The sequence below is a fragment of the Mycobacterium hippophais genome (genome assembly GCF_027529605.1).
In the GTDB taxonomy this organism is placed as follows: domain Bacteria; phylum Actinomycetota; class Actinomycetes; order Mycobacteriales; family Mycobacteriaceae; genus Mycobacterium; species Mycobacterium arseniciresistens.
Map to the genome: position 1 here is coordinate 127,615 of NZ_JAPZPY010000010.1, position 24,446 is coordinate 152,060.

A 24,446-nucleotide genomic window follows, 5' to 3' on the forward strand; every position below is an offset into this window, starting at 1 on the left:
AGCCGCCGTCAACCGGCGTCGACGTCTCGGGGTCGGATGAAAATGCCCTGCGCGTCGACCGTGACGTTGCCATCGCGCAGAATGCGACCCCGCGCATAGGTCTTGCGCCCTTGCTCGTGCTCCACCCACGCCTCCACCCGGAGCCGACCCAGCAGAGTCGGGCGAAGGTAACGCAGTTGCAGCGTGCCGGTGTAGGCGGGACGTCCTGGCCGGTGGGCGGTGGCGCCGAGCACGTGGTCGAGGAGCAGTGAGCAGACACCGCCGTGCACGTGGCCGACGGGCCCCTCGTACGCGGCACCCAGGTCGACGTCGGCACTGACCTGGCCGGTGCCGTCGCGCTCGACGATGAGCGGGGGAGCGATGGCATTGCGTTCGCCGATCACCACATTGCCCGCTGTCGTGGGTCCGTGGGTCGCCATTGCGTGCATGCCGAACGAATCCGGCATGGTCCGTTCTCCGAGGAGATTCAGAGCGGCGCTCACATGCGCTAGTGCCGCCTCTTGCGTTGCCGTGTCGACCTTGGTGCGGATCACCCTGTCGATCAGCGCCCGCACCGACTCTGTCAGCGGTTCATGGGCGCCGAGTTCGCCGTCGGTGGTCACTGCGATGCCCGGCCGGCCATGTCGAGAGCGGCGAGGTGGCTGAACAACAGCGACGCGCCGATCGGATTGCCGCCGCCCGGATAGGTGGTGCCGGTGACCGCCGCCATGGTGTTGCCGGCCGCGTAGAGACCAGGAATGGGCGCACCGGACGTGTCGAGTACCCGTGCGTTGGTGTCGGTCCGCAGACCGCCCTTGGTCCCGAGGTCGGACAGCCCGAAGACCGCGGCGTGGAAGGGCGGCTTCTCGATCGGGACCAGGGGCAGCTCTCCGCCGGAGAACGCTCGATCGTAGGGTTCTTCACCGCGTCCGAAGTCGGTGTCGCGGCCACTGGCGACCAGGGCGTTGTAACGGGCGACGGTGGCGCACAGCGCGCCGGGCGGCACGTCGATCAGCGCCGCTAGGTCGTCGAGGGTCTCAGCCGTGTGCCACAGACCAGCCGACCGGTAGTGCGCGGGATCCACCATCGAGACGTTGGTCGCCTTCACCGGCGGCGTCTCGCCCTCACGGTCGTCGTAGATCATCCAGAAAGGCAAAGCCGTGCCACGCGAATTCATGTGATCCAGTACCGCACGACCGAGCCGGTCATAGGGGGCGGACTCGTTGACGAATCGCTCACCGGTCCGGTCGACGAATATGCCGCCGGTGAACCAGAGGGCGAAGGCCGAGCGGCCGTCGGGGTGGGTCAGTCCAGGCGACCACCAGGCCTGATCCATCAGGTCGGTGTCGGCTCCGACGCGGATCGCCGCCTGATGTGCGGCCCCGGTGTTGCCGGGACACCCCATGCTGTCGTCGGCGCGTCCCGGCACACCCCAGTACCGGCGCATCCAAGGGTTCTGTTCGAAGCCGCCGGCCGCCAGCAGCACCCCCTGCCGCGCGCCAATCCTGACTTCTTCGCCGCCGCGGTCCACGACGGCTCCGGTCACCGCGCCGTTGCCCGTGGTGATCAGCTCGACGAGGGGCGAATTCAAATATGTTCGTGCCTGAGGAAACCGGCTGAGCGCCCACAGAAACCGGCCGATGAGTGCCCGCCCCCCGCTGAGCATCGGCGGGGCCGGATGGCCCAGACGTTCGGTGTCGAGCGGACCACGGATGACGTCGGCCAGAGCTCCGAGCGCCGACGCCGACACCGGTACCGGCACGATGTGCCGCCGCCCGTCGGCGCGCGCACCCGGCACCGATCCGTAGTAGTCCGGCCACGGAAGCTCGGCGAACGCGAAATGCGTGTCGCACTCGAGATATTCGATGAGTCGCGACCCGCCCGCCACGTAGGTCTGCTGCAATTGGTACGGAGTTCGATCGCCGACCACCGCGTGGAAGTACTCGAGCGCCTGCTGCGGGCTGTCGTCGACGCCCGCTCGGTGGATCACCGGATTGCCGGGGAACCACATGCCGCCACCGCCGGAATACGCGGTGGTGCCACCGAATTGATCCGTCGCCTCGACCAGGGCGACCGAGAGGCCTTCGCGCGCCGCGGTGTACGCGCCCGCGACCCCGCCGCCCGACCCCACGACGAGGACATCCACCTCGTCATCGAAGGTCACGGCGTCGTCAGGCATCGCCCGAGCCCGCCGCCTCCAAGTGTCCTGCGAACCCGCCGAAGTCACCCCGGAAGAACAGCAGGGGCTCGCGCTGCGGGTGAGCACGAAGTGCGGTCACCCGGGCGACGACGATGGTGTGGTCACCGGCCTCGTGCTCGAACTCGATGTCGGCTTCGATGGAGGCGAGCACACCGTCGAGGACCGGGGCGCCATTCGACCCCGGTCGCCAGTCGACGCCGGCGAACTTGTCGCCGCCGCTGCTGGCGAAGCTCCAGCAGACCTCGCGCTGGTCGGCGGCGAGGACATTGACGCACAGGGAACCGGCCTCACGGATCCGTGGCCAACTGCTCGAGCCGTTGGACGGGCAGAACGAGATGTAGGGCGGCTCGAGCGACACCGACGTCACCGACTGGCAGGTGAAGCCGAGTGAACCTTCACCGCCGTGTCCGGTCACCACGGCAACGCCGGTGCAGAAGTGGCCCAACACCCGCCGCATCACCGCGGGATCGGGAGAGCAGTCCTCGACGCTCGTCTGAGTGGTCTCGCTGATCGTCATCACCATCCTGGCCGGGTTTGGAGTACCTCAACTGTCGGCGGCGCACAACGCACTGGCAAGTGGCGCTCCCGATCAGCGGATGACGCGACGACCGCTGCGACCAGGAGTTGTTAGCCTGGACAAATGCCATCGAGTGCCGACAGGCCGAAGGTGACCGCGACAGGCTGGGCCCTGCTCGGGGTGCTGTCGTATGAGGACGAGCTGTCGGGATACGACATCAAGAAGTGGACCGAGTGGAGCTTGCGGTTCTTCTACGGTAGCCCGGCCTACAGCCAGATCTACACCGAACTCAAGAAGCTCGAAGAACAGCATCTGCTCACCTCGCGGGTCGAGAACGACGGCGGTGCACGTAGCAAGCGGCTCTACAAGATCACCGAAGCCGGATCGGCTGCGTTGCGGGAATGGGCCGAAAAAGCGCCTGTCGACCCGCCGCAGCTCAAGCACAATCCTCTGCTGAGAGTGACGTTCGGGCACCTGACCAATCCGGCCCGACTCAAAGAGATCATGCAGGAGCACGTGGCGTTCGCCGACCGGATGCAGCGCGAAGCCGCCGTCGAGGCGAAGTGGGCCGAGGTGGAACCCGCCTGGGCATACGGACGCGTGGCACTGCAATGGGCCGAGCGCTACTACGCCGCCGAACGGGAACTGGCGCTCAAAGTGATCAAGGACCTCGACGAGGCCGAGGAAGCCTTCGCGAAGGCGCAACCCGCCAGCGACAAAGGGACGCCGCCCTTGCTGCGCGACTACTGGTACGAGATCGAGCGCAGAGTGCAGGCCGAAGAGCCGGAGTAGTCCGTCGTTCACGTTGGTGCGTCTCTGACGCATCGGCCGCTCTACATCGCGTGTTGTGCGGCGTCTCGGGCGGCGATGTATCCGTACACCAGTCCCTGCGCGATCGTCGCGCCCGCGCCCGGATACGTCGTCCCGAACGCGTTGGCGGCAGTGTTACCGATCGCGTAGAGACCGGTGATCGCGGTGCCGTCCTCCCGCAGCACCCTGGCGCGCTCGTCGGCGCGTAGGCCGCCACAGGTGCCGAGGTCGCTGAGCACCATCTTCACCGCGTAGAACGGCCCGCGGTCGAGCGCCCGCAGATTCGGATTGGGCGTCACCGTGACATCGCCGTAGTAGCGGTCATAGGCGCTGCGACCGCGCCCGAAATCCGAATCCTGTCCGGCTCGAGCCATCTCGTTGAAACGAGCGATGGTGGTGAGGAAGTCGGCGGAGGGCACCCCCATCCTGCGGCCGAGTTCGCCCAGATCGCCGGCGCGGTGCGCGATGCCGGCGTCGTACCACGAGGGCGGAACCGCCATGCGAGGAAACAGTTCCGCCGCGAAGACGTAGCTGTTGCGGTACTGCTGGTCGAACACGATCCACATGGAGTCGACCGGATCGCCCGTCCGCTCACGTTCGAGCACACACTGTCCGAAGGACATGTAGTCGGTGGCCTCGTTGACGAACCGGCTGCCGCTCTGGTCGACGATGAGTGATCCGGGTAGTGACCGCTCTGCCAGCATCACCTTCGGATCGGCGTCGGGCAGGGCCGCCACGGCGGGGAACCACCATGACTGATCCATCAGATCGATTGCAGCGCCGATATCTTGAGCGACGCGGATCGCATCGCCGGTGTTCGTCTCCGCGCCCAGGCTGGCATGTTCACCCAGCGACTCGGACTGGAACTTCCAGCGCATGTCCATGCGGTGGTCGAATCCGCCGGCCGCAAGCACGACGCCGCGCCGCGCTGTCACGTTGATCTCCCTGCCCTGTTGGTCGACGACCACCGCACCCCTCACCTGGCCGTCGTCGTCAGTGGTGAGGCGCTGCAGCGACGTCTCGGTCCACACCGGGATGCCGGCCCGCAACACTCCGGCGAACAGTCCCGCCGCCAGCGCTTGACCGCCGGCGGCGTACCGCCGGCCCAGCAGAAGGCCACCGACGCCCTGACCGAGCCGCTTGAGCACCACTGGTAAACCCTTGCGGGGCACCCGTGACATCAAGTTCAGCCAGCGGTAGTCCGCGCCGGTGGTCGGCATGGGGATCTTGACCTCCATGACCCCGGGACGCAGCCGCGAGCGATGCTCGCCGAGCACCGCGGTGTCCAGCGGCCGGCACTCGCAGGTCCGACCCGTCGCGCTGCCTCCCGGCAGCTCGGGGTGGTAGTCGGAGTACTCCTTAGCCCAGAAGAAGCGCATCGGTGTGGTGCGGCGCAGTAGGTCGACCGTCGCGTCGATGTGTGCGAGGAATGCGGTGGATCGCGACGAGAGCGCGGTGCCGTCCACCACCGCATCGAGGTAGGTCCGGGCCCTTTGCTGAGTGTCGCCGCCCCCATCGCCGTCGATCACCTGGCTGGCGGGCAGCCAGAGCGCTCCACCGGAACGTGCGGTCGACCCACCGATGTATTCGGACTTCTCGACGATCAGCACCGACAGCCCGTGATCGCTTGCGGCCAGGGCCGCAGCCATACCGGTGCCCGACCCAACCACCAACAAGTCGATGATGGTGTCGTTGACGGGCAGGCCCGTCGGGATGGTGCTGTGCGGCGCAGTGGTCACGAACCGACGTTAGGTGGCTCGGGCGGAGGAGGGCATTCCCTGTCCTGATGAGCGGAACAGCAGGTTTCTCGCTGCGGCCAACGGCGGTAGAACAGTGCCATGACGCTACAGCCCGATGTCGAGGTGCGGCACATCGAAGCCGATGCGGCGCCGACACGCTTCGCCCGCGGATGGCACTGCCTCGGTCTGACGAAAAATTTCGGTGACGGTCAACCTCATTCAATCAACGCCTTCGGCAACAAGTTGGTGGTGTTCCGTGGCGGCGACGGCAAGATCAACGTCCTGGACGGGTACTGCCGGCATATGGGTGGGGACCTGAGCCAGGGCGAGGTCAAAGGCGACGAGATCGCCTGCCCGTTCCACGACTGGCGTTGGGGCGGTGACGGCCGCTGCAAGAAGGTGCCGTACAGCAAGCGGGCTCCGCGACTGGCGCGCACGGCGACGTGGACGACACTCGAGCAGGACGGAATGCTGTTCGTGTGGAACGATCCTGAGCGCAAACCGCCGCCGGATGGCGTGACGATCCCGCGGATCGAAGGAGCCACCAGCGACGAGTGGACCGACTGGCACTGGTACACCACCGTGGTCGGCACCAATTGCCGTGAAGTCATCGACAACGTGGTCGATATGGCGCACTTCTTCTACATCCACGGATCGCTGCCCACGCATTTCAAGAACGTGTTCGAAGGTCACGTGGCGATCCAGTGCATGAACAGTGCCGGCCGTCCCGACATGCAGCCACTCGAGGGGCCGAAGATGCTCGGCACCACCTCGGTAGCCGGGTATCACGGTCCTTCTTTCATGATCGATGACCTCACGTACCACTACGAGAACATCGATCACCGCACAGTTCTGATCAACTGCCACTATCCCGTCGACGCCGAATCGTTCGTGCTGCAGTACGGCATCATCGTGAAGAAGTCGGAGGCGTTGACCGACGAGCTGGCGATGCAGACCGCTATCGGCCTTGGAGATTTCGTTAAGATGGGCTTCGAGCAGGATGTCGAAATCTGGAAGAACAAGGCGCGCATCGACAACCCGCTGCTGTGCGAAGAGGACGGTCCGGTCTACCAGCTGCGCCGTTGGTACGAGCAGTTCTATGTCGACGCCGCAGATGTCACTCCGGACATGGTCGACCGCTTCGAGTACGAGATCGACACCACCCGCCCCCGGGAGGAGTGGATGAAGGTCGTCGAGGACAACCTGGCGGCCAGAGTCTCGGCGTCGAGCGCCGGATGAGCATTCGGCCGGACAACCGGCTGGACGACGCGCCGATGGTTCCGGTGACCTGCCGGGCCTGCGGGGCGGGCGTGTTGGCGCGCAAGAGCACCTGGGAGCAGACGAGTGTGCAGTGGAACGCCGCGGCGGTGCGTACATGTCCGCAGCGCCGCGCCGCCGAGGAGCTGGCTGCACACGGTCGCCCCCCAGTATTTCTCTCCTGCTCCGAGCTGACCCATTCGATCGTGGACGCGGTGCGCGGGGGCCGGTTGCAGATCGTCGACGAGGCGCCGGTCGCGCCTTAACCTCGCTGTGTGACTCACTCTTCTGACACGCCCGTCGCGGTGGTGACGGGCGCCAGCCGCGGTGCCGGCCGCGGAATTGCGCGAGCCCTGTCGAACTGCGGATGGCGGGTGTACGCAACCGGCCGAACCGTGGTCGAGACCGGCGACGAGGCGATCGCGGTACCGCTCGACCATCGTGACGACGCGGCGGTCGCTGCACTGTTCGCGCGGGTCGAGCGGGAAAACGGCCGGCTCGACCTGCTGGTCAACAACGCCGCCGCAGTGCATGATGAATTGACCGGACCGAACCCGTTCTGGAAGAAGCCGATCGACTTGGTCGACATCCTCGATGTCGGGTTGCGATCGGCCTACGTCGCGTCCTGGCATGCGGCCCCGCTTCTGTTGCGAAGCAGAGCGGGCTTGATCGTCTTCACGTCATCCCCGGGCTCCGTCTGTTACATGCACGGCCCGGCGTACGGCGCGCAGAAAGCCGGGATAGACAAGATGGCGGCCGACATGGGAGTCGACTTCCGCGGTACGCCGGTCGACGTCGTGTCTCTCTGGATGGGGATCCTGCTCACCGAGAAGATGCGAGAAGTGTTCGGCGGCGATCCAGTAGGCCTGCGTGATTTCGCGCAGCATGCGGAAACACCGGAGTTCACCGGCTGGGTCGTGGACGCCCTCTTCCGCGACCCGGACCGGGCGGCGCTCAGCGGCCATACCCTGATCAGTGCCGAGCTGGCGCAGCGCTATGGAGTCACGGACGAGGAAGGGCGAACTCCGCCGTCACACCGCGAGATGTTGGGCGCGCCACGGACACCGAGCGAGGTCGTCGTGCGCTGACGATCAGGCGTGGGCGCCGCCGTCGATGCGGATCTCGGTGCCGGTGACGAAAGCTCCGTCGTCGGAGGCCACCATCGCGATTACGGAGGCGACCTTGGCGGGCTCGCCCAGGATGCCGCCGTCGTCCTGCGGCAGGATCGGTGTCTGCTTGGCCCACAGGCCGAGGTCGTAGCCCTCGGGCATCTTGTCCAGGGTGCTCAGCGCCAGCGCCGTGGACACGCCACCGGGCTGGATGTTGACCGCGCGCAATCCCTGCTTCGCGTATTCGAGTGCGAGGCAGTGCGTGAACGCCAGGATCCCGCCCTTGCTGGCCGCGTAGGCCGCCATGTACGGGTGAGCGAAGGATGCCGAGGTGGACGTGAAGTTCACGACCACGCCTCGGCCGGATTCGCACAGCGCCGGTAACGCCTGGCGGGTCATCAGGAAAGTGCCGGTCAGATTCACCGCCAAGGTGGCGTTCCAGTCGTCGAGCGTGTGCTCGTGGGTGTGGGCGCACCGTTGGATCGCCGCTGCGTTGACGAGGACATCCAGTCCGCCCAGATCATCGATCGCGAAGGCGGCCGAGGAGGTCACTGACTGCTCGTCTGAGATGTCGAGAACCGCAGTGGTCAGACGTTTGTCGGTGCCGGCGTCGGCGGCGGCCGACACTGTCTGCGCCAAGCCGTCCTCCGAGATGTCGAAGGCGACGACGGTCGCTCCCTCGTTGAGCAGACGTCCGACGGTCGCCTGACCGATGCCCGATCCCGCACCGGTGACGACGACGCGGCGGTCCATGAACCGGTCCATCGGTCAGGCCATCTGGAACGCCGACAGCGGCGCTTCGTCGGGATAGATCGCCGGTCCACCGAGGTCGTAGGCGGCGTTCAGCGCACCGATGAACTGCGGGTCGTGCAGCGGCTCACCGGGCACGTCGAGTTTGATGCCCTTGGCGCGCAGGTCGTCGACCATCATGCCGATCGCGCGGTCGACGGTCAGGTCGTCGGAGTGGTCCATGTTCTTCTTGAGCTCGTCGAAGTCGGAGAACACCTCGGCCGACCAGTGCACCAGGAAGCGTAGTTCGTCGGTGTGGTGCCGCGCGATCACATCGTCGCCGTTCTTCAACAACCATTGGTCGCGGTCGTTCGAGTCCCCGGTGAAGACCGTATCGAATGCCAGACCGGCCGGGACCTGCTGCTGTAGCGGGCCGTTGGCTTCACCGCGGTGCACCATCATCTCGTTCTGCACGACCACTCCGCGGTTGTAGACCGGCGGCAGCAGACGCTGCGGGGCCTTGAGTGGACCGTCGGGCCAGTAGGTGAACCCGCTGCTCTCGTCGAGTGAGAACCAGGTGATCACCTGTGCCATCTTGATCAAATAGTCCTGGAACAGACCAGATTTCCCCATCACACTGCAGAGCCACGTCGGTGCGTTCTCGTGGCGCACACCGCGAAAGCTGGGGGAGTCCAGGTGGCCGGGGTCGCGGTTGGCGCACGGGCCGTTGATGTTGAAGAGCATCAGCTCGGGCTTGGCGTATTGGGCGTTCCAGTAGCTCTTGGCCTGGTTCAGGAACTTCTCGTTGTAGAAGCAATCGTGCAGTTCCGGGTATAGCACGGCGCCGTAGTTCGCCAGGTAGCCACGGAACGTCGGGGTGAGGAACAGGTCGAGTGACGGCTCGAAGCCTTCGGGGAAGGCACCACTCATGGTGGCCATGAGTTCGTCGGCCGAAGCGAAATGCTGCGCGATGATCAACTTCCACGGGCCCTGGGTCCGCACGACGTCGAGCAGACGCTCCCGCTGGTCGTCGGTGTAGACGTCGTCGATCTCCCGCGGCGGTGAGGCCGGGCGCAGCACGTCCGACAGCTCCATGCGCCGATCATCAGTCAGCATCGGATCTCCTCTAGTTCCATCAGGCGCTCGGCAGCACCGTCGTCACGTCAATACTGGGGCCGTAGCGGCTTCCGGTGAGCCCAACTGTCCGGTGATCGGGAGGTGAACACCGGCTCAGACCAACAGGGGGTGAGCGAACTTCGCGCGAATCAAAGCTCCAGTCTCGGCGATCGCGAGCCGGCCTCTGGCGGTGGCGTCCGAACGCATCAGGAACCCGTGATAGACGCCGGGATAGCGGGTCAGGGTCGTCTGCACACCTGCATCTCGAAGGCGCACCGCATAGCGCTCTGCCCAATCCCGAATCGGATCGCAGGCCGCGGTCACCACGATCGCCGGCGGAAGTCCGACCAGCTCGGTGGCCATTGCCGGGAACCGGTAAGGGTCAGGCGGCGTGGTCACGCCACTGTCGGCGAGCTCGTGCATGTAGTCGATGTCGTCACGGGTCAACATCGGTGCGTCGGGCATGCTCGCGATCGACGAACACATCATGTCGCGGTCGAGACCCGGATACATCAGCACCTGGCACCGGATAGATGGCCCGTCACGGTCGCGTGCGGCCAGCGACACCGCCGCCGCCAGTGAGCCGCCTGCGCTGTCCCCGATCACGGCGAGCCGATCGGCGTCGACGCGTAGTGACTCCGCGTTTGCGGCGATGTGTGCGGTGGCGGCATAGGCGTCGTCGAACTGGGCGGGGGGTGGCGCCTCGGGTGCGAGGCGGTAGTCCACGGACACCACCGTCGCCCCGCTGGCCGCGGCCAGTTCCCGGGCCAGCGGCTCGAACGAGTGGTTGGATCCGAGCACCAAGCCGCCGCCGTGAAAGTAGACGAGCACGGGAGCGTCGGCGTCGCCCGCGGGTCGGTAGATCCTCAGCGGAATGGGCCCAGCCGGACCCGGCGCGAGCCGGTCCTCGACACTGGACATCTCCGGCATCACATCAGGATGCGCTGCCGCCTCGACGGTTCGGCGGACCTCGGTCAGGCCACGCTGCCGCATAGGGGGGATCACTCCGAACGCCGCGACGCGCGCGGCGGCGTCGGGATCCAAGACGTACCTGGACATCCCGTCAGTGCTTCGCGGAGTCGAAGCGCTGCTTGGTCTTCAGTACCGGTGCGCGCTGCGAGGTGAGCACGTCGGCGCGCTCGGCCATCGCCGACCCGACGTACTCCGGCTGGGTGAGCAGATAGAAACGGCCCTCGGCGGATTGCTCGAAGACCACCTCGGCCGCCGCCACGGGATCCATCGCCTCGGCTTTGATGTCGAGCATGGCGCTGCGTTGCGCTTCGGCAGCCCCGATGTCGCCGTCGGAGACGCCGCCTGCGGACTCGAAGATGTTCGACACCACCGCACCCGGCAACACCGCCTGCACGTGGATGTGGTCGTGCCTCGCCAGTTGCGTCTCCAACGCGAGGCATTCGGTGAGGGCCAGCACCGCGTGCTTGCTCATGATGTAGGGCGCCTGAAGCGGCACCACCGCGACACCGCCGATCGAGGACAGGTTCCACACCCACGCCGGCGATCCGGCGGCGATCATGTGCGGAAGGAACGCACGTATGCCGTTGAAGACGCCTGAGATGTTGATGTCCACCAGCCGCTGCCAATTGGCGACCGGGGTGTCCCACAGGAAGCCGAACTGTTCGACACCGGCGTTGTTGACGAGGAGACGGACCGGCCCGGCGTCGCGGTAGGTCCGGGCGGCGAGTTCCTGCACCGCGTCGAAATCAGTGACATCGCAGACGACAGCAAGTGCATGAACGCCCTGCGCGGTCAGTTCGTCGCGCAGTGCGGCGATGGCGTCGCCGTCGATGTCGGCCAGGATCACCGTCATCCCGAGCCGGGCAGCGTGACGTGCGAGCCCGGCGCCGATGCCGGCACCGGCGCCGGTGATGACGGCGACACCGCCGGAGAAGGTCTCGCGGGCGTCCACGCCGCTCAGGCGCCCGCGCCCGCGTCGGCGGACATCTCCGCCAGCAGCACCGAATTCGTGGTGTCGAGGACCATTTCCATCTCGGTGAACTCGAGCCCGCTCGCGCCGCGGCGCACCGCGACGTTGGCGACGCCGCTGGACACCGCGAACGGCACGAAATTCGTGATCTGGTTGACGAAAATGTAGAAGCGGGCACGGACGGTGCCATCGAGGGTGCCCGTGCGGTGGATGTTGGTGGCGTGGTGGCGCAGCGGGTAGGGGCTCTGGCGGCGATGGTCGGTGAGCCATTCCATCACGGCGTCGCGGCCGTGCAGATCGGGCGACATCAGCTCCTCGAACGGGCTGGCCCCGGAATCGCTGCGAGTGATGAAGCGGATGTCTTCGGCTTTCGCCGCCGCCATGTCGTCGTACAGCGCCTCGTCGTAGGCGTACCAGTAGCCGGAGACGAAGTCCTGGAGTTCCGCCAGCGTGATGTCGTTGCTCATGTCGGCCAGTCAAGCCTCCTTGAGGAATCGGAAACAGGGGCGTGACCGGTGAGCGGAACACCATCAGCCGGCGATGAGGTTCCACAGTCCGGCATCGTTCTCAGTGACTGTGCTCGAGGCTGAACCGCCGGCGCAGATCGCGCTTGAGCAGCTTGCCGCTGGGGTTCTTCGGCAGCGCCTCGACGAAGAACACCTGCTTGGGAGCCTTGAACCCGGCCAGGTGCGCTCGGCAGTGCGCGATCACGTCGTTCTCGGTGATGTCGGCCCCCTCGCGCAGCACCACCGCGGCGACAACGGCTTCCACCCATACCGGGTGAGCCAACCCGAAGACCGCAACTTCTTGTATTCCGTTGTGGCGATAGAGGACTTCTTCGACCTCACGACTGGCCACGTTCTCCCCGCCCGTCTTGATCATGTCCTTCTTGCGGTCGACGACGTGGAGAAGCCCGTGCTCGTCGTAGTAGCCGAGGTCACCGGAGTGGAACCAGCCGGCACGGAAGGCTTCCGCCGTCTTGGCCGGGTCGTCGAGATAGCCGAGCATGAGATGGGGGCTGCGGTGGGCGATCTCGCCGATGACGCCGGTGGGCACCGGCGAGTCAGCGGCGTCGAGGATGGTGGTCTCCACATTGAGCACCGGGCGCCCGGCGGAGCCGGCGTGCGTGTCCTGCTCTTCGGGGCCGAGCGCCGAGGCCAGCGGCGCCATCTCGGTCTGTCCGTAGAAGTTCCACAGCCGCAGGTCGGGGAGGCGTTCCCGCATCTCGGCGAGGATCTCCGTCGGCATCGCCGACGCACCGTAGTAGCCCTTGCGCAGACTGGACAGGTCGACCTGATCGAAGACCGGACAGCGCAGCAGGCTGATCCACACCGTCGGAGGCGCAAAGTAGTTCGTCACCCGGTACCGCTCGATGGTGCGCAGAACCGTCTCGGGATCAGGGAGTGCCAGGATGATGCTGGTGGCTCCCAGGTAGATGTCGGTGGCCAGGAAGTTGTCCAACTGCGCGCAGTGGTACAGCGGCAGGGAGTGGATCTCGACGTCGCTACCGGACATGGCTCCGGCCAGGATGGTGCTGACGTACTGCCACATCAGGCTGCGACTGGTGTGCATCACCGCCTTGGGCCGCGATTCGGTGCCGCTGGTGTACATCAGGCGCAGTAGCTGCTCGTCGTCGATATGCGGGCGCGGGGCCGGGCTGTCGGTGTCGAGCCACGTGGCGAAGTCCTGCCATCCCGGCGGCGGGGTGGCCCCGTCGGGGGTCAGCGCCACCGTGGTGGTGACCGCGCCGCCGCTAAGCATGGCTTCCTCGGCGGTGGGCGTCAGCTCGGCTTCGACGATGAAGCCGGTGACCCGGCTGTGGCCGAGCAGATAGGCGATCTCCTCGGCGGTGAGCATGAAGTTCACCGGCACCAGCACCACGCCCGCACGCGCGGTGGCGAACGTCAGCACGGCGTACTGCCAGCAGTTGTGGGACAGCAGCGCAATCCGGTCACCGACGTCGAAACCGTTGTCGCGCAGCGCTGCTGCGGTGCAGTCGACAAGCCGATCGAACTCTGCGAACGTCAGTGTGATCTCGCCATCGATGATCGCGGTCTTGTCGGGTTGCCGGCGGGCCGACCGCCGCGGGATGTCACCGAGGGCGTGGCTGCGAGCCCGTGCGACCAGGCTGTCGATGTCGGGGTCGCCTTGCATGAGGGCAGCCAAACACGAACCACCCCCGCTCACCGATCGCTGTCCCGCTCAGTAGGCACAGCAGGTGCCGTCACCGGTCAGCGGTTCGATACTCGGTGACGTGACGATTGACGCCGCAACCCCGACGACGCACGACGCCTCCCAGGTCGACCTCGAGGCGCTGAGGACCCACCTACGGCAGGCGGATCCGGGCGTACTGGTGGCGGTGCTGGCACAGATGACCGATGACGCATCGGTGCTCGAACGGTTCGCGCCGAAGATCTCGCACGAACCCGACCCTCCGGAGAAGCGGGGTGTCACCGACTCCGACACCATGGAGGCGATCGTGGCGGCACTGGTGAGCGCCGTCGAAGCTCAAGCGGCACCGGTGCCCGTCGACGAGGTGCTCTTCAGCCGCCTGCTCCCGCTTGCCCTCGGTTCCGATGTCGACGACGAGTTCGTCCCACTGCTGCTCGAGCAGGGCGGCTTCCAGCCGTCGCAACCTGCACTCCCGCGTGATGTGCCGATTCCGTCCACCACGACGGTCGCGATCATCGGCGCCGGTATCGCCGGCATCGTGAATGCGCTGGCCGCCGAGGACGCGGGTGTGACCTACGAGATCTACGACCGCAACCACGAGGTCGGCGGTACCTGGTTGACGACGACCTATCCGGGCATCGGGGTGGACACCCCGTCGGTGTACTACTCGTTGTCACGCGAGGTCAACCCGGATTGGTCGAACTACTACCCGCAGGGCGCGGAATATCAGGCCTATCTCGTGTCACTCGCCGACAGGTACGGGCTTCGTGAGCACACGCGGTTCGGTACCGAAGTCGAGGCGCTGTGGTGGGACGAGGACCGCCGGCAGTGGCAGATCCACTCGGTGACTCGCGAGGGTCACCGCGAGGTGAGTCACGCCCGGGTGGTGATCACCGCTGCGGGCTACCTGAATCGTCCTCGCTGGCCGGACCTTCCCGGCCGCGAGAGCTTCGCCGGTGTCAGCGTGCATTCCGCGCGGTGGGATTCGGCCTTGGATCTGACCGGCAAGCGGGTGGCGATCGTCGGCGCCGGTTGCACAGCGGTGCAGATCGTCGATGCCTGTGTCGATCAGGTCGACCATCTGACCGTGTTCCAACGGCAGCCGCACTGGGTGGCACCGCGCAAACGGCTCTCCGACGACGTCCCGGACTTCCGCCGTTTTCTCGGGCGACACCTGCCGTACTACGCCAACTGGCATCGGCTCAAGTCGTACTGGGGTACCGCGGACAACAATTATCCCGTGATCCTGCGAGACCCGGAGTGGGCCGCCGAGCATCTGTCGATCTCTCCGGCGAACGACGTGCTGTTGCAGATGTGCACGGAATACATCGACCGGATGTTCGGCGAGGGAACAGAACTGGCGAAGAAGGTCACGCCGGATTTCGCGCCGTACGGCAAGCGCATCATCCGCGATCCCGGCGGCTACTACGCCGCGCTGACCCGCGACCACGTCGACGTCGAGGCCAGTGAGCCCGCAGCGGTCAACGCAGAAGGAATCGTCACGCAGGACGGTCGACAGATCGACCTCGACGTGCTCATCTACGCAACGGGCTATCACCTCGACTTCCTGTCGACGGTGGACATCCGCGGACGCGACGGGCGCACACTGCGTGCAGAGTGGGGCGACAGCCCTCGTGCGTACCGCGGCGGCACCGTGCCTGGCTTCCCGAACCTCTTCATCACCTCGGCGCCCAACTACAGCCCGGGCCATGGCGCCGGCGCCAACTTCTCGATGGAGGTGCTCGCGCACTACATCGGGGAGTGCCTGCAATTGATGGCCCTACGCGGCGCGACGACGATGGAAGTGACACAGCAGGCCTACGACGACTACGTGGCGCAGATCGACGACGCCATGTCGCGCACAGTGTGGTGCCACACCCCCAACGCGCACACCTACTACCGGTCGGGCTCGGGACGGGTGGTGGTGGCCACCCCGTGGCGGCTGGTCGACGTCTGGCATCAGCACCGGGCGCCGATCGAGGAGCATTTCGTATTGGACGGCCGACAAGGAGCATCCGGTGGCGGATCTGCTGCGGGGTAAGACCGCACTGGTCACCGGAAGCAGCCGGGGGATCGGACGGGCGATTGCCCAGCGACTGGCCGCCGAGGGCGCCACCGTGGTGGTGACTGCGCGGTCCCACACGCCGTCGCCCTCGGTGCGCGCGGGAGGGGCGACGGCGCTGCCCGGGACGATCGGCGAGACGATTGCACTCATCGAGGCGGCAGGTGGCACAGCCATCGGCCTTGCGGCCGACCTCGAAGACACCGTGCAGCGTGAAGCACTGATACCGAACGTCATCGAACACACCGGCCGACTCGACATCCTGGTCAACAACGCCGGCTATGCCGACTACTCGGTCATCGAAAAGATGGCGATGAACACGTTCGACCGCACCGTCGAGCACTACCTGCGCACGCCCTTCGTCCTGTCGCAGGCCGCGATTCCGCACATGCGCAGCCGCGGTGGCGGGTGGATCGTCAACATCGGCTCGGTCACCGGCATGGCGCCGGTGCGCCCCTTTCGCGAGTACAACAAGAGTTCCGGAGACGTGGTGTACGCCTCGCTGAAAGCGGCACTGCACCGATTCACCCAAGGCCTGGCTGCCGAGTTGGTCGACGACAACATCGCCGTCAACTGCGTCGGCCCGTCGACGGCCGTGCGTACGCCGGGCGCCTCGGACCTGATCCCGGACACTTTCCCGACCGAGCCTGTCGAGTACCTCGCCGAAACCGTGCTGGCGATGAGCCACCTGCCCGCCGCCGAACGCACCGGACTGGTCGCCTTCAGCCTGCACTACCCGTGGTCGCAGAACCTGCCGGTGCACAGCCTCGACGGGACGGGTCTACTGCCCCCGTTCGAGCCGCCCGCGACGGCGAATCCGAACATCCTCCCGGCCGGGGTCTAGTTCCGGAAACGCCGCAGGTAGCCGACCAGCTTGCGCGCCGGACCGGGCGGGGCCAGTCGTCGGGCCGGAAATGCGCGTCGGTGCCGCCGTCGACGAACAGGACACTGCGGCAGAGAAATTCGGCAGCATCGGAGAGCATGAGTTGCGCCCAGTCGGCGAGCTGTCCGGGGTCGCCGAAGTCCCCTAGCCGGTGACGGCGCAGGTGCCCACACGGTCCAGATTCAGTTCTCGACGTTTCGGCAGAAGCTGTGACAAACGCGCTCTCGGACAATCACTTCCGGGCACTCCGGGTCGAACCAGCGGTCGACGCGTGCCCAATGGACGGGGTGCATCAGGTAGGGGCCCATCAGGCCGTCGAGGTCGGTGAACGCCTGCTCGAACACGTGCGTCCACGCAGAGGCGCCGACGGCGTTCTCGACCCGGCTGAGTTGCCACGAATGAATGGTGCGGACGTAGCGGGGGAGTAGGCGCAGGTCGTTCTCGAACTGCTGGACGACCATGTCGTCGGTGCCGGGGCGCACCCGCAGCAGCAGCGTCCGGTACACGGCGCCCCTCCCGTCGGCGCCTGCGACCGGCACGCCGCCGTAGGTGGCGCCGTTGTAGTGTCGCACCGCCGTGTCGCTCAGCAGGTCATCGATCGCCTTGACACCCTTCGCCCGGGTAGCGGTCCCCGAGAATCTGAGGTGGATGAGGATGTCCCCGCCGTTCCGCACACCCGGCAGCGTGGGCTGCACGAGTGCCCGTTCGGCACCGATTTCGCGGGCGCAGTCGCGCAGTTCGTCGAGCAACCGGTCCCGATGCTCGTCGGCCGTGTCGACCAGCCGGATGACACTAGACATCGCAGAGGGTGTCCACGTCAGCGGCGGCGGAAGCCACGCTGCGGCTGCGCTCTTGAATCAGATCGCTGATGCTCTCCCACCACTCACCGATCGCCGGATCCGGGCGGCCCTGCCACGTCATCTCCCACCAGGCCTGCGCGCTGGGCAGTGACCACGTCGCGGTGACCGTATTCGGGTGTTCCTCGAACCAGATGGGGGGACTGACCAACACATGCTCCAGAGTCATACCGCGGCTGCGAGCACCCGGTGCGTATCCGGCGAGGTAGGCGTCGACGAAGCGCCGCGCGCATCCCGGCCGGGTGACCACGCGGTCGATGACGTACACCGCACCTTCACCCACGCGCCGCTACTCCGGCCATGAGACTCGCTGCCTGTTCACACAATCGAGCTCGCGCCGTCTGAGCGATCGTGAACTTGGGCATTGTCATGAACCCGTGGATGCCGCCTTCGAACATCTCCATCACGGTGGGCACTCCGGCAGCGGTCAGCGCTGCGCTGTAGGCAACACCCTCGTCGCGCAGAGGATCGTGTCCCGCGATCACGACCACCGCCGGCGGTAGCCCGTGCAGGTCGGCGTGCAACGGGGAGGCGTAGGGGTTGGTGCGGCTCGCCTCGTCGGGCACGTACTGGTCCCAGTACCAGCGCAGCGCGGACTCGGGATTGTAGAAGCCGCTTCCGTAGCGCTGGTAGGACTCTGTGGTGAAGTCGGGCGTGATCATCGGATAGATCAGCAGTTGAGCGCAGAGCGCCGGCCCCCCGCGGTCGCGAGACATCAGGGCCGTCACCGCGGCGAGATTGCCGCCGGCGCTGTCGCCGCCCACCGCGATGCGGCCGGTGTCGACGCCGTGTTCGATGCAGTTGTCGGTGATCCACCGGGTGACGGCGTAGACGTCCTCCGCCGCCGCCGGCCACGGGTGCTCGGGTGCGAGGCGGTAGTCGACCGCCACCACCACCGCGCCGAGTCGGTTGGCCAGGTCTCGGCACAGCCCGTCGTGGCTGTCGAGGTCGCAGAACACGAATCCGCCACCATGGGCGTAGACGAGGCCCGGTAGCAATCCGGCCGCGGCTCCGGTGGGGTGGTAGACCCGAACCGGGATGCTGCCACCCGGACCGTCGACGACCCGATCGGTGGCACTGCCGACCCGTTCCGGTTGGGCCGGTGCGACGAAACGCGATCGGATGATTGCGCGCGCCTGTTCACCGGTCATCGTCTCGACGGCCGGGAATCCGCCGTCGAGAGCGTCGATGATCTCGGCGATCTGAGGGTCGAGCGTCATGCGAGCTGCAGGGCGGCCGACTCGTGCAGCGGACGGTGCGCGGGTCCGCCGCGCAGCGGGCGCACCTGCTGCAGCGTGGGAGCGACGCGCTGCGGACCGCCTTCCACGTTGCGCCAGATGCCCATGGCGGTCATCCGCACCGGTGCGGCGAGGCGCTGGTCGAAGGCCATCCGGCTCATCGGCCCGCACACCGACAGTGCAGCGACGGCGTCACCGGGGGCACCGATCGGCGCTGCGACACAGCCGAATCCGCTCAGCGCTTCTTCCCGGTCGAAGGCGACGCCGTGCGCCCGGACCTTGGCCAGATCGCCGGCGAGTTGGGCGGCGCTTCCGATGGAGTACCGGGTGCGACGATTCGACAGGTCGACCTCGTCGCTCGCGTCGGCGTTGTACGCCAGCATGGCCTTGCCGATCGCGGTGCAGTGCGCGGCCTGGCGCCCGCCGACACGGCTGGGCAGTGCGGCGGCCATACGATCGCCGATCTTCTCGAGGTACACCACGTCGGCGCCGTCCAACACGGCCAGGTGCACCACCAGGCCGGTGGCGCGGTGCAGGTCGTGCAGCAGCGGGGCGGCGGCGCGGTGCAGCCGGTCCTGGTGAACGGCCAGTGAGCCGAGTTCGACCAACCGCATTCCCAGTTCGTAGTCACGACCGCTGCGGCGCAGCCACCGCAGCTGTACGAGGCGCTCGAGCATGCGGTGCGCCGACGATCGGGGCAACCCGGTGCGGCGGACGATCTGAGCCAGCGTCAGTCTGCCCGGGCCGTCGAACGCGTCGAGCACCAGCGACACCCGATCGATGACCGCGCTGGGCGTAGTGGATTCCTGGATGACGGGGGCTGCAGTCATGACATCTCCTCGCTGAGTGCATATGCCTAATAGGAATATGCCTGTTTGTATCATACGAGAGTGCGCCGTGTCACACAGGAGTTTCGATGTGACCGAGGCCATCAGGAGGCAGCGCCGGTCAACCGGTCGTCTACCCGGCTTACGAGGACGACGCCACGGTTTGTTCCGGCTGGGTGGCGGTCAGCCTTTGGCAGCGCGACGGCCGGCGCGTCGCCCGTAGAAGCTGCCGTCGCCCAGCGAGATGCCGCTGGCGTAACCCCACGCGGCAAGGCCCGCGGTCGAGCGCCCGGCGGCTAACAGGCCGGGGATGGGCTCGCCGCTGACGTGCAGCACCTCGCCGTCCAGCGAAGTCTGCAGGCCGCCCAGGGTGAATCCTCCGGTGCTCTCCCGCAGATCGATCGCCCCGACCGGCGAGCCGACCGGGCGCAGCCACTGCGGCTTCTTGTGCAGCAGCGGATCCTCACTGCACGCTGCCCCGTCGTTGTAGGCGGCGATCGTGGCCTGAAGTGATCCGGGCGCCAACCCGATCTCGGCTTCGAGTTCGGCAACGGTCTCGCACACCCACGTCGGCGGACGCATCATCAACTGTGGGGACAGCGATGCCATCGCCTCTTCCTGGGCGTCGCCGTCGATGATCAGGTACGCGGTGTTGTTCTGGTGGTACAGCGTCAGTTGGCCCACCCGGCCCGGGTAGGTGTCTTCGGCGACGTAGCGCTGGCCGCGTTCGTTGACGAGGACGCCGCGGACCAACTGCTGCGGGTCGATGAAGATCGCGACCTCGGTGGCGTCCATGTGGGCGAGGTCGGCGCCGAGCGCCTGGGCCATCCGGATCGCCTGACCGTCGTGCTGTTCGATCGACGCCGCCGGGCGTCCGGCGATACGCGGGGCGTACTGCGCCACCATCGCGTCGTTGTAGGCGAAGCTGCCAGTGGCCAGCACCACGCCACGGCGCGCGCGGATCGTCACCTCGGTGCCGTACTGCCGGGCGCGGATTCCAGCCACCCGGCCGTCGGCTTCGACCACCAGGGTTTGCACCCGCACGTCGTAGAGCGCCCGGGCCCCGGCCGCGGTGGCGGTCTCGACCAGCGGCTTCATCAGCATGTAGCCGGCGCTGGCCTCGCCCTGCTTCTTGTCCGACATCTGCGGGACGTGTCCGCGGGGTGCCGGCGTGGCGATGGTGTTGAACGGATAGGAGTTCTCCCCGCCGCTGTACATCAGACCCTGGTCGCCCATCGGCTCCCAGCCCGGCTCACCGAAGAACTCGGCCTTGAACGGCACACCGCTTTCGACGAGCCAGTCGAAGTGGGCGACGCTGCCTTCGCAGTAGTCGGCGATGCGGCGGCCGTCGGCGCCGGGACCCATCGCCGCGTTCAGGAACGCCGCCATGTTCTCGACGGAATCGTCGAAGCCGCAGGCCTTTTGCAGCGCCGTCCCGCCACCGAGGTAGATGAAGCCGCCGGCCATGGCTGCCGCCCCGCCCCAGGAGCCGGTCCGTTCGAGCACGAGCACATCCGCACCCGCTCGGGCGGCCTCAACCGCTGCGGCGGCGCCGGCGATGCCGTAACCGGCGATCACCACGTCCGCCTCATGATCCCAATGGCTGATCGTGGACGCCGAGACCGGGCTGACGTCGGCGTCGGGCGTCATGGCCGCATCGCTGCCGGCAGGTCGCTCACCCACTGGTGACCCCAGTAGCTGTCGGCGGTGATTTCCTCTGCAGTGTAGTAGGTTTCGTCGACGCGCATGCCGTCGGTGCCGAATTCGATGTCCCAGTCGCCCGGTGCCCGGACATAGAAGGACACCATCTTGTCGTTGGTGTGCCGGCCGAGCGTCGACGACAACTGGTACCCGTCGGCGCCGACGCGGTCCAGCGCCTGCCCGACCGTGTCGAGGCTGTCGACCTCGACCATGAGGTGGACCAGACCGGGATCGCGAAGGGTTGTCGCCGGACAGATCGCCAGGCTGTGGTGGCGCTCGTTGATGCCGAGGAAGCGCACACGCACCGGCCCGTACTCCGGTGGCACCGGCACGCGGAACGCGCCGCGGGACCGGAACCCGACTACACCGGTGTAGAACTCGAACAGGCCGTTGGCGTCCAGTGCGGGCAGGACCACGTGTCCCAGCCCTTGTGCTCCGGTGACGAACCGTGCCCCGAACGGCGTGATCACCGGACTGTGGTCGAGGACCGGTCCGTGGAAGACCTCGATCGCGGTGCCGGCCGGGTCGTCGAAGGCGACGACCTCTTCGACGCGGCGTGCGTCCGCCTCTTCCAGCGGCAACTGTTTGAAGGGCACGCCCGCGCCGTCGAGGGCGGCTTTGACGTCCTCCAGGCCGGCACGGTCACGGACCTCCCAGCCGACGGTCATGATGCGGTCGGTGTCTCCCGGGGTGACGATGATGCGTGCTGCTCGCTCGTCCATCCGCAGGTACAGCGCCGACTCGTTGGATCCGCGTCCTTCTGCGAAACCCAGCACCTGGAAGGCGAAGTGGCGCCAGCGATCGATGTCGGCGGTTTGGACGGTGACGTATCCGAGGCTCTTGAGTGCTGTCATGTTGTGTCCTAGAGGTCAGATCATCGCCCGCAGCGGCCCCTGCGGGTCGACCCCCAGCGAGCTCAGCGCCGAGGCGTGGTAGATGGTTCCGGGGACATGGATGGCATGGGCGACGCCGGCGTGCGCATCGCGCCAGTACCGCTGCAGCGGCTTGTCCATGCGCAGTGCGTTGCCGCCCGAGCGGGAGAAGATCTGGTCGACCGCGGCGACTGCCCGCCAGACCGCCTTCACCTGGCTGCGCCGCACAGCCGCACGGTCGGCGAAGCTGACTTCCTTGCCTGCGTCGACCATGTCATAGACGCGGTCGACGTTGGCCAGCAGCGCCTGGCGGGATGCCTCGATGTCCGCTGCAGCGTCGCCGATGGCGAACATGACGTAGGGGTCGTCCTTGATCGCGGTGCCGTTGGCGCCAACACGTTCGCGCTGGTAGTCCAGGTGCGCCGCCAGCGCACCCTCGCAGATGCCGATCGTGGCGGCACTGATCCCCAGCGGGAACATCGTCGACCACGGCATCTTGTAGAGCGTCTTCGTCATGCCGGCTTCGATCTGCGCGGTGCCGTCCATCACCTTCAAGCCGTCCATCGTGCGGTATGCCGGCACGAACGCATCGCGAACAATCACGTCCTTCGACCCCGTGCCGCGCAGACCGACCACGTCCCACGAGTCGTCGACGATCTCGTAGTCGCTACGCGGCAGGATCATGTGCAGGATCTGCGGCGGCATCACCGGTTTGCCGTCGGCGTCACCGACCATCGCGCCGAGGATGATCCAGTCGCACGCGTCGGTGCCGGAGCTGAACTGCCAGCGGCCGTTGAACAAGTAGCCGCCGTCGACCGGCTTGGCCACCCCCTGTGGGGCATAGGGTGAGGCGATCCAGGTGTCGACATCGGTGGCCCAGACTTCTTGTGCGACTCGAGGATCTGCGTACGCGAGCTGGTAGGGGTGCACGCCGACCACGCCGTTGACCCACCCCGCCGCCGGGTCGAGCGCCGCGGTGGCCATCACGGTCTCGGCGAACTCGCGGGGATGCACCTCGAACCCGGCGTATTCGGCCGGCTGCAGCAGGCGGATCGATCCGGCTGCCTTCATGTTCTTGACGGTGGCATCCGACAGCTGGCCGAGCCTCTCGGCCTCGACGGCCTGCTCCTTGAACTGGTCGGCCAGTTCCATCACCCGGTCGATTACCCGCTCGGTCATGAGGTGTCCTTCTCTCGTGAGGCTGTCTTGGATGGTCTACCGCGAAGGGCACCGATATGTGGGCTGATCCCGGTGAATGGACGGCGCGTCAGAATTCGACGTGTATGTCGTCTGACACCGGCCGCGCCTGGCAGCCGAGGATGGTCCCGGCCTCGATGTCGTCGGACTCGAGGATGTCACTGGTCGGCATGTCGACCTCGCCGCCTAGCAGGGTCGCGGCGCAGGATCCGCATTGGCCCTCCCGGCAGGAGTACGGGACATCGATATTCGCCGCCAACATCGCGTCCACCAGGGTCGACCTGGCAGGCCAACGCAACGTGTGCTGCTGTCCGTCGAGGTCGACCCGGACGGTGACCGCCTCGCGATCGACGGAGGGGTCGACGACCGGTGGTTCTGCGATCGCGAAGGGGTCGCCGGTCAGCGACTGGAAGACCTCAGTGTGCACGGCGCTGCGTGGGACACCGGCGTTCTCGAGCGCGGCCCGAACGGCAGCCATGAACGGCGTGGGGCCGCAGATGTAGGACTCGGCGGTGTTGAGACGGCGCGCGAGGCCGGTGAGTTGCGGCTGCTGTGGCAACCCCTGCACGGATTCCAGCCAGTGCATCACCGTCAACCGGTCGGGATGGCGGATAGCGAGGTCAGCCAACTCTTCGGCGAAAATGACCGAATGCTCGTCGCGGTTGGCATAGATCAGCGTCACCCGGCCGGTGCCCGCAGCCAGCGCCGATTTCAGTATCGATATCACCGGGGTGATACCGCTGCCCGCCGCCCACAGCAGCAGATCGGCGTCGAGGTCCGCCGGCGTGAAGACCCCAGACGGGAGCAGCGCCTCGATGACGTCACCGGGATTGACGTTGTCGCACAACCAGTTCGATGCGTAGCCGCCATCAACCCGCTTGATCGTCACCTTGGGCAATTGATCGGTGTGCGGTGAACTCGACAGTGAATAGCAGCGGGCCACCGACGTACTGTCTTGGCCGGGTACCCGTAGGGTCAGGAATTGGCCGGGCCGGTAGTTCAGCCGACGCTGTTCGTGTTCTGCGACGGCGAAGATCAGGGAGCGGGCGTCGTGGCTCTCCTCGATGACATCGGTCACGGTGAGCTTCACGCTGCGAGACTCGGGTGGCGAAGACACAGCGGTGATGTTGCTGTCGGTTCATGCGGTGCGCGACTTCCGAGTCCGATGGCTGGGATGCCACGATCGCGACGTCCGGTGACCGGGACGGGCTCACCCTCCGCGCGTGCGGGACGCCTACC

General features: G+C 66.9%; 24 protein-coding genes. 6 read left to right on the top strand and 18 right to left on the bottom strand.

From position 1 onward, the window contains the following. Positions 1-8 precede the first annotated feature (8 nt). From O6P37_RS20400 to O6P37_RS20410, 3 genes are read right to left on the bottom strand one after another with little or no spacing between them, the layout of a single operon-like run. On the bottom strand, positions 9-602 hold the full coding sequence (locus O6P37_RS20400) for a PaaI family thioesterase (RefSeq protein WP_269895786.1): 594 nt from the start codon (positions 600-602) through the stop codon (positions 9-11). Beyond that, positions 599-2,158, bottom strand: a complete 1,560-nt coding sequence (locus O6P37_RS20405; protein WP_269895787.1) for an FAD-binding protein — start codon at positions 2,156-2,158, stop codon at positions 599-601. The genes O6P37_RS20400 and O6P37_RS20405 overlap by 4 nt, the downstream gene beginning before the upstream one ends. After that, positions 2,151-2,696 (bottom strand): flavin reductase family protein, encoded by a 546-nt coding sequence (locus tag O6P37_RS20410; protein ID WP_269895788.1) that lies wholly within the window; start codon positions 2,694-2,696, stop codon positions 2,151-2,153. The genes O6P37_RS20405 and O6P37_RS20410 overlap by 8 nt, the downstream gene beginning before the upstream one ends. 123 nt (positions 2,697-2,819) lie before the next feature. On the opposite strand from O6P37_RS20410, the gene O6P37_RS20415 reads away from it, so the two are divergent. Then, entirely contained in the window at positions 2,820-3,488 is a 669-nt protein-coding gene (locus tag O6P37_RS20415) for a PadR family transcriptional regulator (RefSeq protein ID WP_269895789.1), read from the top strand. A gap of 41 nt (positions 3,489-3,529) precedes the next feature. Here O6P37_RS20415 and O6P37_RS20420 read toward each other — a convergent pair whose 3' ends face one another. Then, positions 3,530-5,245 (bottom strand): 3-ketosteroid-delta-1-dehydrogenase, encoded by a 1,716-nt coding sequence (locus O6P37_RS20420; RefSeq protein WP_269895790.1) that lies wholly within the window; start codon positions 5,243-5,245, stop codon positions 3,530-3,532. Positions 5,246-5,344: 99 nt separating this feature from the next. Here O6P37_RS20420 and O6P37_RS20425 point away from each other — a divergent pair, with 99 nt between their 5' ends. The 3 genes from O6P37_RS20425 to O6P37_RS20435 are packed head-to-tail and all read left to right on the top strand — an operon-like array spanning position 5,345 to position 7,590. Then, entirely contained in the window at positions 5,345-6,484 is a 1,140-nt protein-coding gene (locus O6P37_RS20425; RefSeq protein WP_269895791.1) for a Rieske 2Fe-2S domain-containing protein, read from the top strand. Continuing rightward, positions 6,481-6,768, top strand: coding sequence for a ferredoxin (locus O6P37_RS20430; protein ID WP_269895792.1), 288 nt, complete (start codon positions 6,481-6,483; stop codon positions 6,766-6,768). Before O6P37_RS20425 ends, O6P37_RS20430 begins: the two co-directional genes overlap by 4 nt. 9 nt (positions 6,769-6,777) lie before the next feature. Next, a complete protein-coding gene (locus tag O6P37_RS20435; protein WP_269895793.1) occupies positions 6,778-7,590 on the top strand; it encodes an SDR family NAD(P)-dependent oxidoreductase in 813 nt (270 codons plus the stop codon). A gap of 3 nt (positions 7,591-7,593) precedes the next feature. Here the strand turns inward: O6P37_RS20435 and O6P37_RS20440 are convergent, their stop codons facing one another. From O6P37_RS20440 to O6P37_RS20465, 6 genes are all read right to left on the bottom strand, one after another. Continuing rightward, the gene (locus O6P37_RS20440; protein ID WP_269895794.1) at positions 7,594-8,376 is read right to left on the bottom strand and encodes an SDR family NAD(P)-dependent oxidoreductase; all 783 of its coding nucleotides are present in this window, start codon (positions 8,374-8,376) and stop codon (positions 7,594-7,596) included. A 3-nt stretch (positions 8,377-8,379) separates the two neighbouring features. Further along, positions 8,380-9,456 carry a hypothetical protein gene (locus O6P37_RS20445; RefSeq protein ID WP_269895795.1) on the bottom strand — a complete coding sequence of 359 codons (1,077 nt, stop codon included), beginning with the start codon at positions 9,454-9,456 and terminating at the stop codon, positions 8,380-8,382. Positions 9,457-9,570: 114 nt separating this feature from the next. Then, entirely contained in the window at positions 9,571-10,515 is a 945-nt protein-coding gene (locus O6P37_RS20450; RefSeq protein ID WP_269895796.1) for an alpha/beta hydrolase, read from the bottom strand. Positions 10,516-10,519: 4 nt separating this feature from the next. Beyond that, positions 10,520-11,380 carry an SDR family NAD(P)-dependent oxidoreductase gene (locus O6P37_RS20455; protein ID WP_269895797.1) on the bottom strand — a complete coding sequence of 287 codons (861 nt, stop codon included), beginning with the start codon at positions 11,378-11,380 and terminating at the stop codon, positions 10,520-10,522. A gap of 5 nt (positions 11,381-11,385) precedes the next feature. Further along, positions 11,386-11,865, bottom strand: a complete 480-nt coding sequence (locus O6P37_RS20460) for a nuclear transport factor 2 family protein (protein WP_269895798.1) — start codon at positions 11,863-11,865, stop codon at positions 11,386-11,388. Positions 11,866-11,965: 100 nt separating this feature from the next. Beyond that, positions 11,966-13,552, bottom strand: coding sequence for an acyl-CoA synthetase (locus O6P37_RS20465; RefSeq protein WP_269895799.1), 1,587 nt, complete (start codon positions 13,550-13,552; stop codon positions 11,966-11,968). Positions 13,553-13,769: 217 nt separating this feature from the next. Here O6P37_RS20465 and O6P37_RS20470 point away from each other — a divergent pair, with 217 nt between their 5' ends. Together O6P37_RS20470 and O6P37_RS20475 are read left to right on the top strand one after the other, a co-directional pair. Beyond that, positions 13,770-15,611, top strand: a complete 1,842-nt coding sequence (locus tag O6P37_RS20470; protein WP_269895878.1) for a flavin-containing monooxygenase — start codon at positions 13,770-13,772, stop codon at positions 15,609-15,611. Next, positions 15,589-16,476, top strand: a complete 888-nt coding sequence (locus tag O6P37_RS20475; RefSeq protein ID WP_269895800.1) for an SDR family NAD(P)-dependent oxidoreductase — start codon at positions 15,589-15,591, stop codon at positions 16,474-16,476. The genes O6P37_RS20470 and O6P37_RS20475 overlap by 23 nt, the downstream gene beginning before the upstream one ends. A 221-nt stretch (positions 16,477-16,697) precedes the next feature. Here O6P37_RS20475 and O6P37_RS20480 read toward each other — a convergent pair whose 3' ends face one another. The 8 genes from O6P37_RS20480 to O6P37_RS20515 form a co-directional block, all read right to left on the bottom strand. Beyond that, complete coding sequence (locus O6P37_RS20480; RefSeq protein WP_269895801.1) at positions 16,698-17,315, bottom strand: Dabb family protein; 618 nt, start codon at positions 17,313-17,315, stop codon at positions 16,698-16,700. After that, on the bottom strand, positions 17,308-17,655 hold the full coding sequence (locus O6P37_RS20485) for a hypothetical protein (protein WP_269895802.1): 348 nt from the start codon (positions 17,653-17,655) through the stop codon (positions 17,308-17,310). The genes O6P37_RS20480 and O6P37_RS20485 overlap by 8 nt, the downstream gene beginning before the upstream one ends. After that, positions 17,648-18,592 (bottom strand): alpha/beta hydrolase, encoded by a 945-nt coding sequence (locus O6P37_RS20490; RefSeq protein WP_269895803.1) that lies wholly within the window; start codon positions 18,590-18,592, stop codon positions 17,648-17,650. The genes O6P37_RS20485 and O6P37_RS20490 overlap by 8 nt, the downstream gene beginning before the upstream one ends. Further along, positions 18,589-19,440: an IclR family transcriptional regulator gene (locus O6P37_RS20495; protein ID WP_269895804.1), complete on the bottom strand. Its 852-nt coding sequence runs from the start codon at positions 19,438-19,440 to the stop codon at positions 18,589-18,591. Before O6P37_RS20495 ends, O6P37_RS20490 begins: the two co-directional genes overlap by 4 nt. Before the next feature lie 180 nt (positions 19,441-19,620). Further along, the gene (locus O6P37_RS20500; protein ID WP_269895805.1) at positions 19,621-21,087 is read right to left on the bottom strand and encodes an FAD-dependent oxidoreductase; all 1,467 of its coding nucleotides are present in this window, start codon (positions 21,085-21,087) and stop codon (positions 19,621-19,623) included. Continuing rightward, positions 21,084-21,992: a VOC family protein gene (locus O6P37_RS20505; protein WP_269895806.1), complete on the bottom strand. Its 909-nt coding sequence runs from the start codon at positions 21,990-21,992 to the stop codon at positions 21,084-21,086. Before O6P37_RS20505 ends, O6P37_RS20500 begins: the two co-directional genes overlap by 4 nt. A gap of 15 nt (positions 21,993-22,007) precedes the next feature. Further along, complete coding sequence (locus tag O6P37_RS20510; RefSeq protein WP_269895807.1) at positions 22,008-23,189, bottom strand: acyl-CoA dehydrogenase family protein; 1,182 nt, start codon at positions 23,187-23,189, stop codon at positions 22,008-22,010. Between the two features lie 88 nt (positions 23,190-23,277). Continuing rightward, positions 23,278-24,333 carry a ferredoxin--NADP reductase gene (locus tag O6P37_RS20515; protein WP_269895879.1) on the bottom strand — a complete coding sequence of 352 codons (1,056 nt, stop codon included), beginning with the start codon at positions 24,331-24,333 and terminating at the stop codon, positions 23,278-23,280. Positions 24,334-24,446: the final 113 nt, after the last annotated feature.

Coding starts and splice junctions, on each gene's coding strand:
- O6P37_RS20405 (WP_269895787.1), bottom strand. CDS start 2,158: ATGCCTGACGACGCCGTGACCTTCGATGACGAGGTGGATGTCCTCGTC.
- O6P37_RS20410 (WP_269895788.1), bottom strand. CDS start 2,696: ATGACGATCAGCGAGACCACTCAGACGAGCGTCGAGGACTGCTCTCCC.
- O6P37_RS20415 (WP_269895789.1), top strand. CDS start 2,820: ATGCCATCGAGTGCCGACAGGCCGAAGGTGACCGCGACAGGCTGGGCC.
- O6P37_RS20425 (WP_269895791.1), top strand. CDS start 5,345: ATGACGCTACAGCCCGATGTCGAGGTGCGGCACATCGAAGCCGATGCG.
- O6P37_RS20430 (WP_269895792.1), top strand. CDS start 6,481: ATGAGCATTCGGCCGGACAACCGGCTGGACGACGCGCCGATGGTTCCG.
- O6P37_RS20440 (WP_269895794.1), bottom strand. CDS start 8,376: ATGGACCGGTTCATGGACCGCCGCGTCGTCGTCACCGGTGCGGGATCG.
- O6P37_RS20445 (WP_269895795.1), bottom strand. CDS start 9,456: ATGCTGACTGATGATCGGCGCATGGAGCTGTCGGACGTGCTGCGCCCG.
- O6P37_RS20450 (WP_269895796.1), bottom strand. CDS start 10,515: ATGTCCAGGTACGTCTTGGATCCCGACGCCGCCGCGCGCGTCGCGGCG.
- O6P37_RS20460 (WP_269895798.1), bottom strand. CDS start 11,865: ATGAGCAACGACATCACGCTGGCGGAACTCCAGGACTTCGTCTCCGGC.
- O6P37_RS20465 (WP_269895799.1), bottom strand. CDS start 13,552: ATGCAAGGCGACCCCGACATCGACAGCCTGGTCGCACGGGCTCGCAGC.
- O6P37_RS20470 (WP_269895878.1), top strand. CDS start 13,770: ATGACCGATGACGCATCGGTGCTCGAACGGTTCGCGCCGAAGATCTCG.
- O6P37_RS20480 (WP_269895801.1), bottom strand. CDS start 17,315: ATGTCTAGTGTCATCCGGCTGGTCGACACGGCCGACGAGCATCGGGAC.
- O6P37_RS20490 (WP_269895803.1), bottom strand. CDS start 18,592: ATGACGCTCGACCCTCAGATCGCCGAGATCATCGACGCTCTCGACGGC.
- O6P37_RS20495 (WP_269895804.1), bottom strand. CDS start 19,440: ATGACTGCAGCCCCCGTCATCCAGGAATCCACTACGCCCAGCGCGGTC.
- O6P37_RS20500 (WP_269895805.1), bottom strand. CDS start 21,087: ATGACGCCCGACGCCGACGTCAGCCCGGTCTCGGCGTCCACGATCAGC.
- O6P37_RS20505 (WP_269895806.1), bottom strand. CDS start 21,992: ATGACAGCACTCAAGAGCCTCGGATACGTCACCGTCCAAACCGCCGAC.
- O6P37_RS20510 (WP_269895807.1), bottom strand. CDS start 23,189: ATGACCGAGCGGGTAATCGACCGGGTGATGGAACTGGCCGACCAGTTC.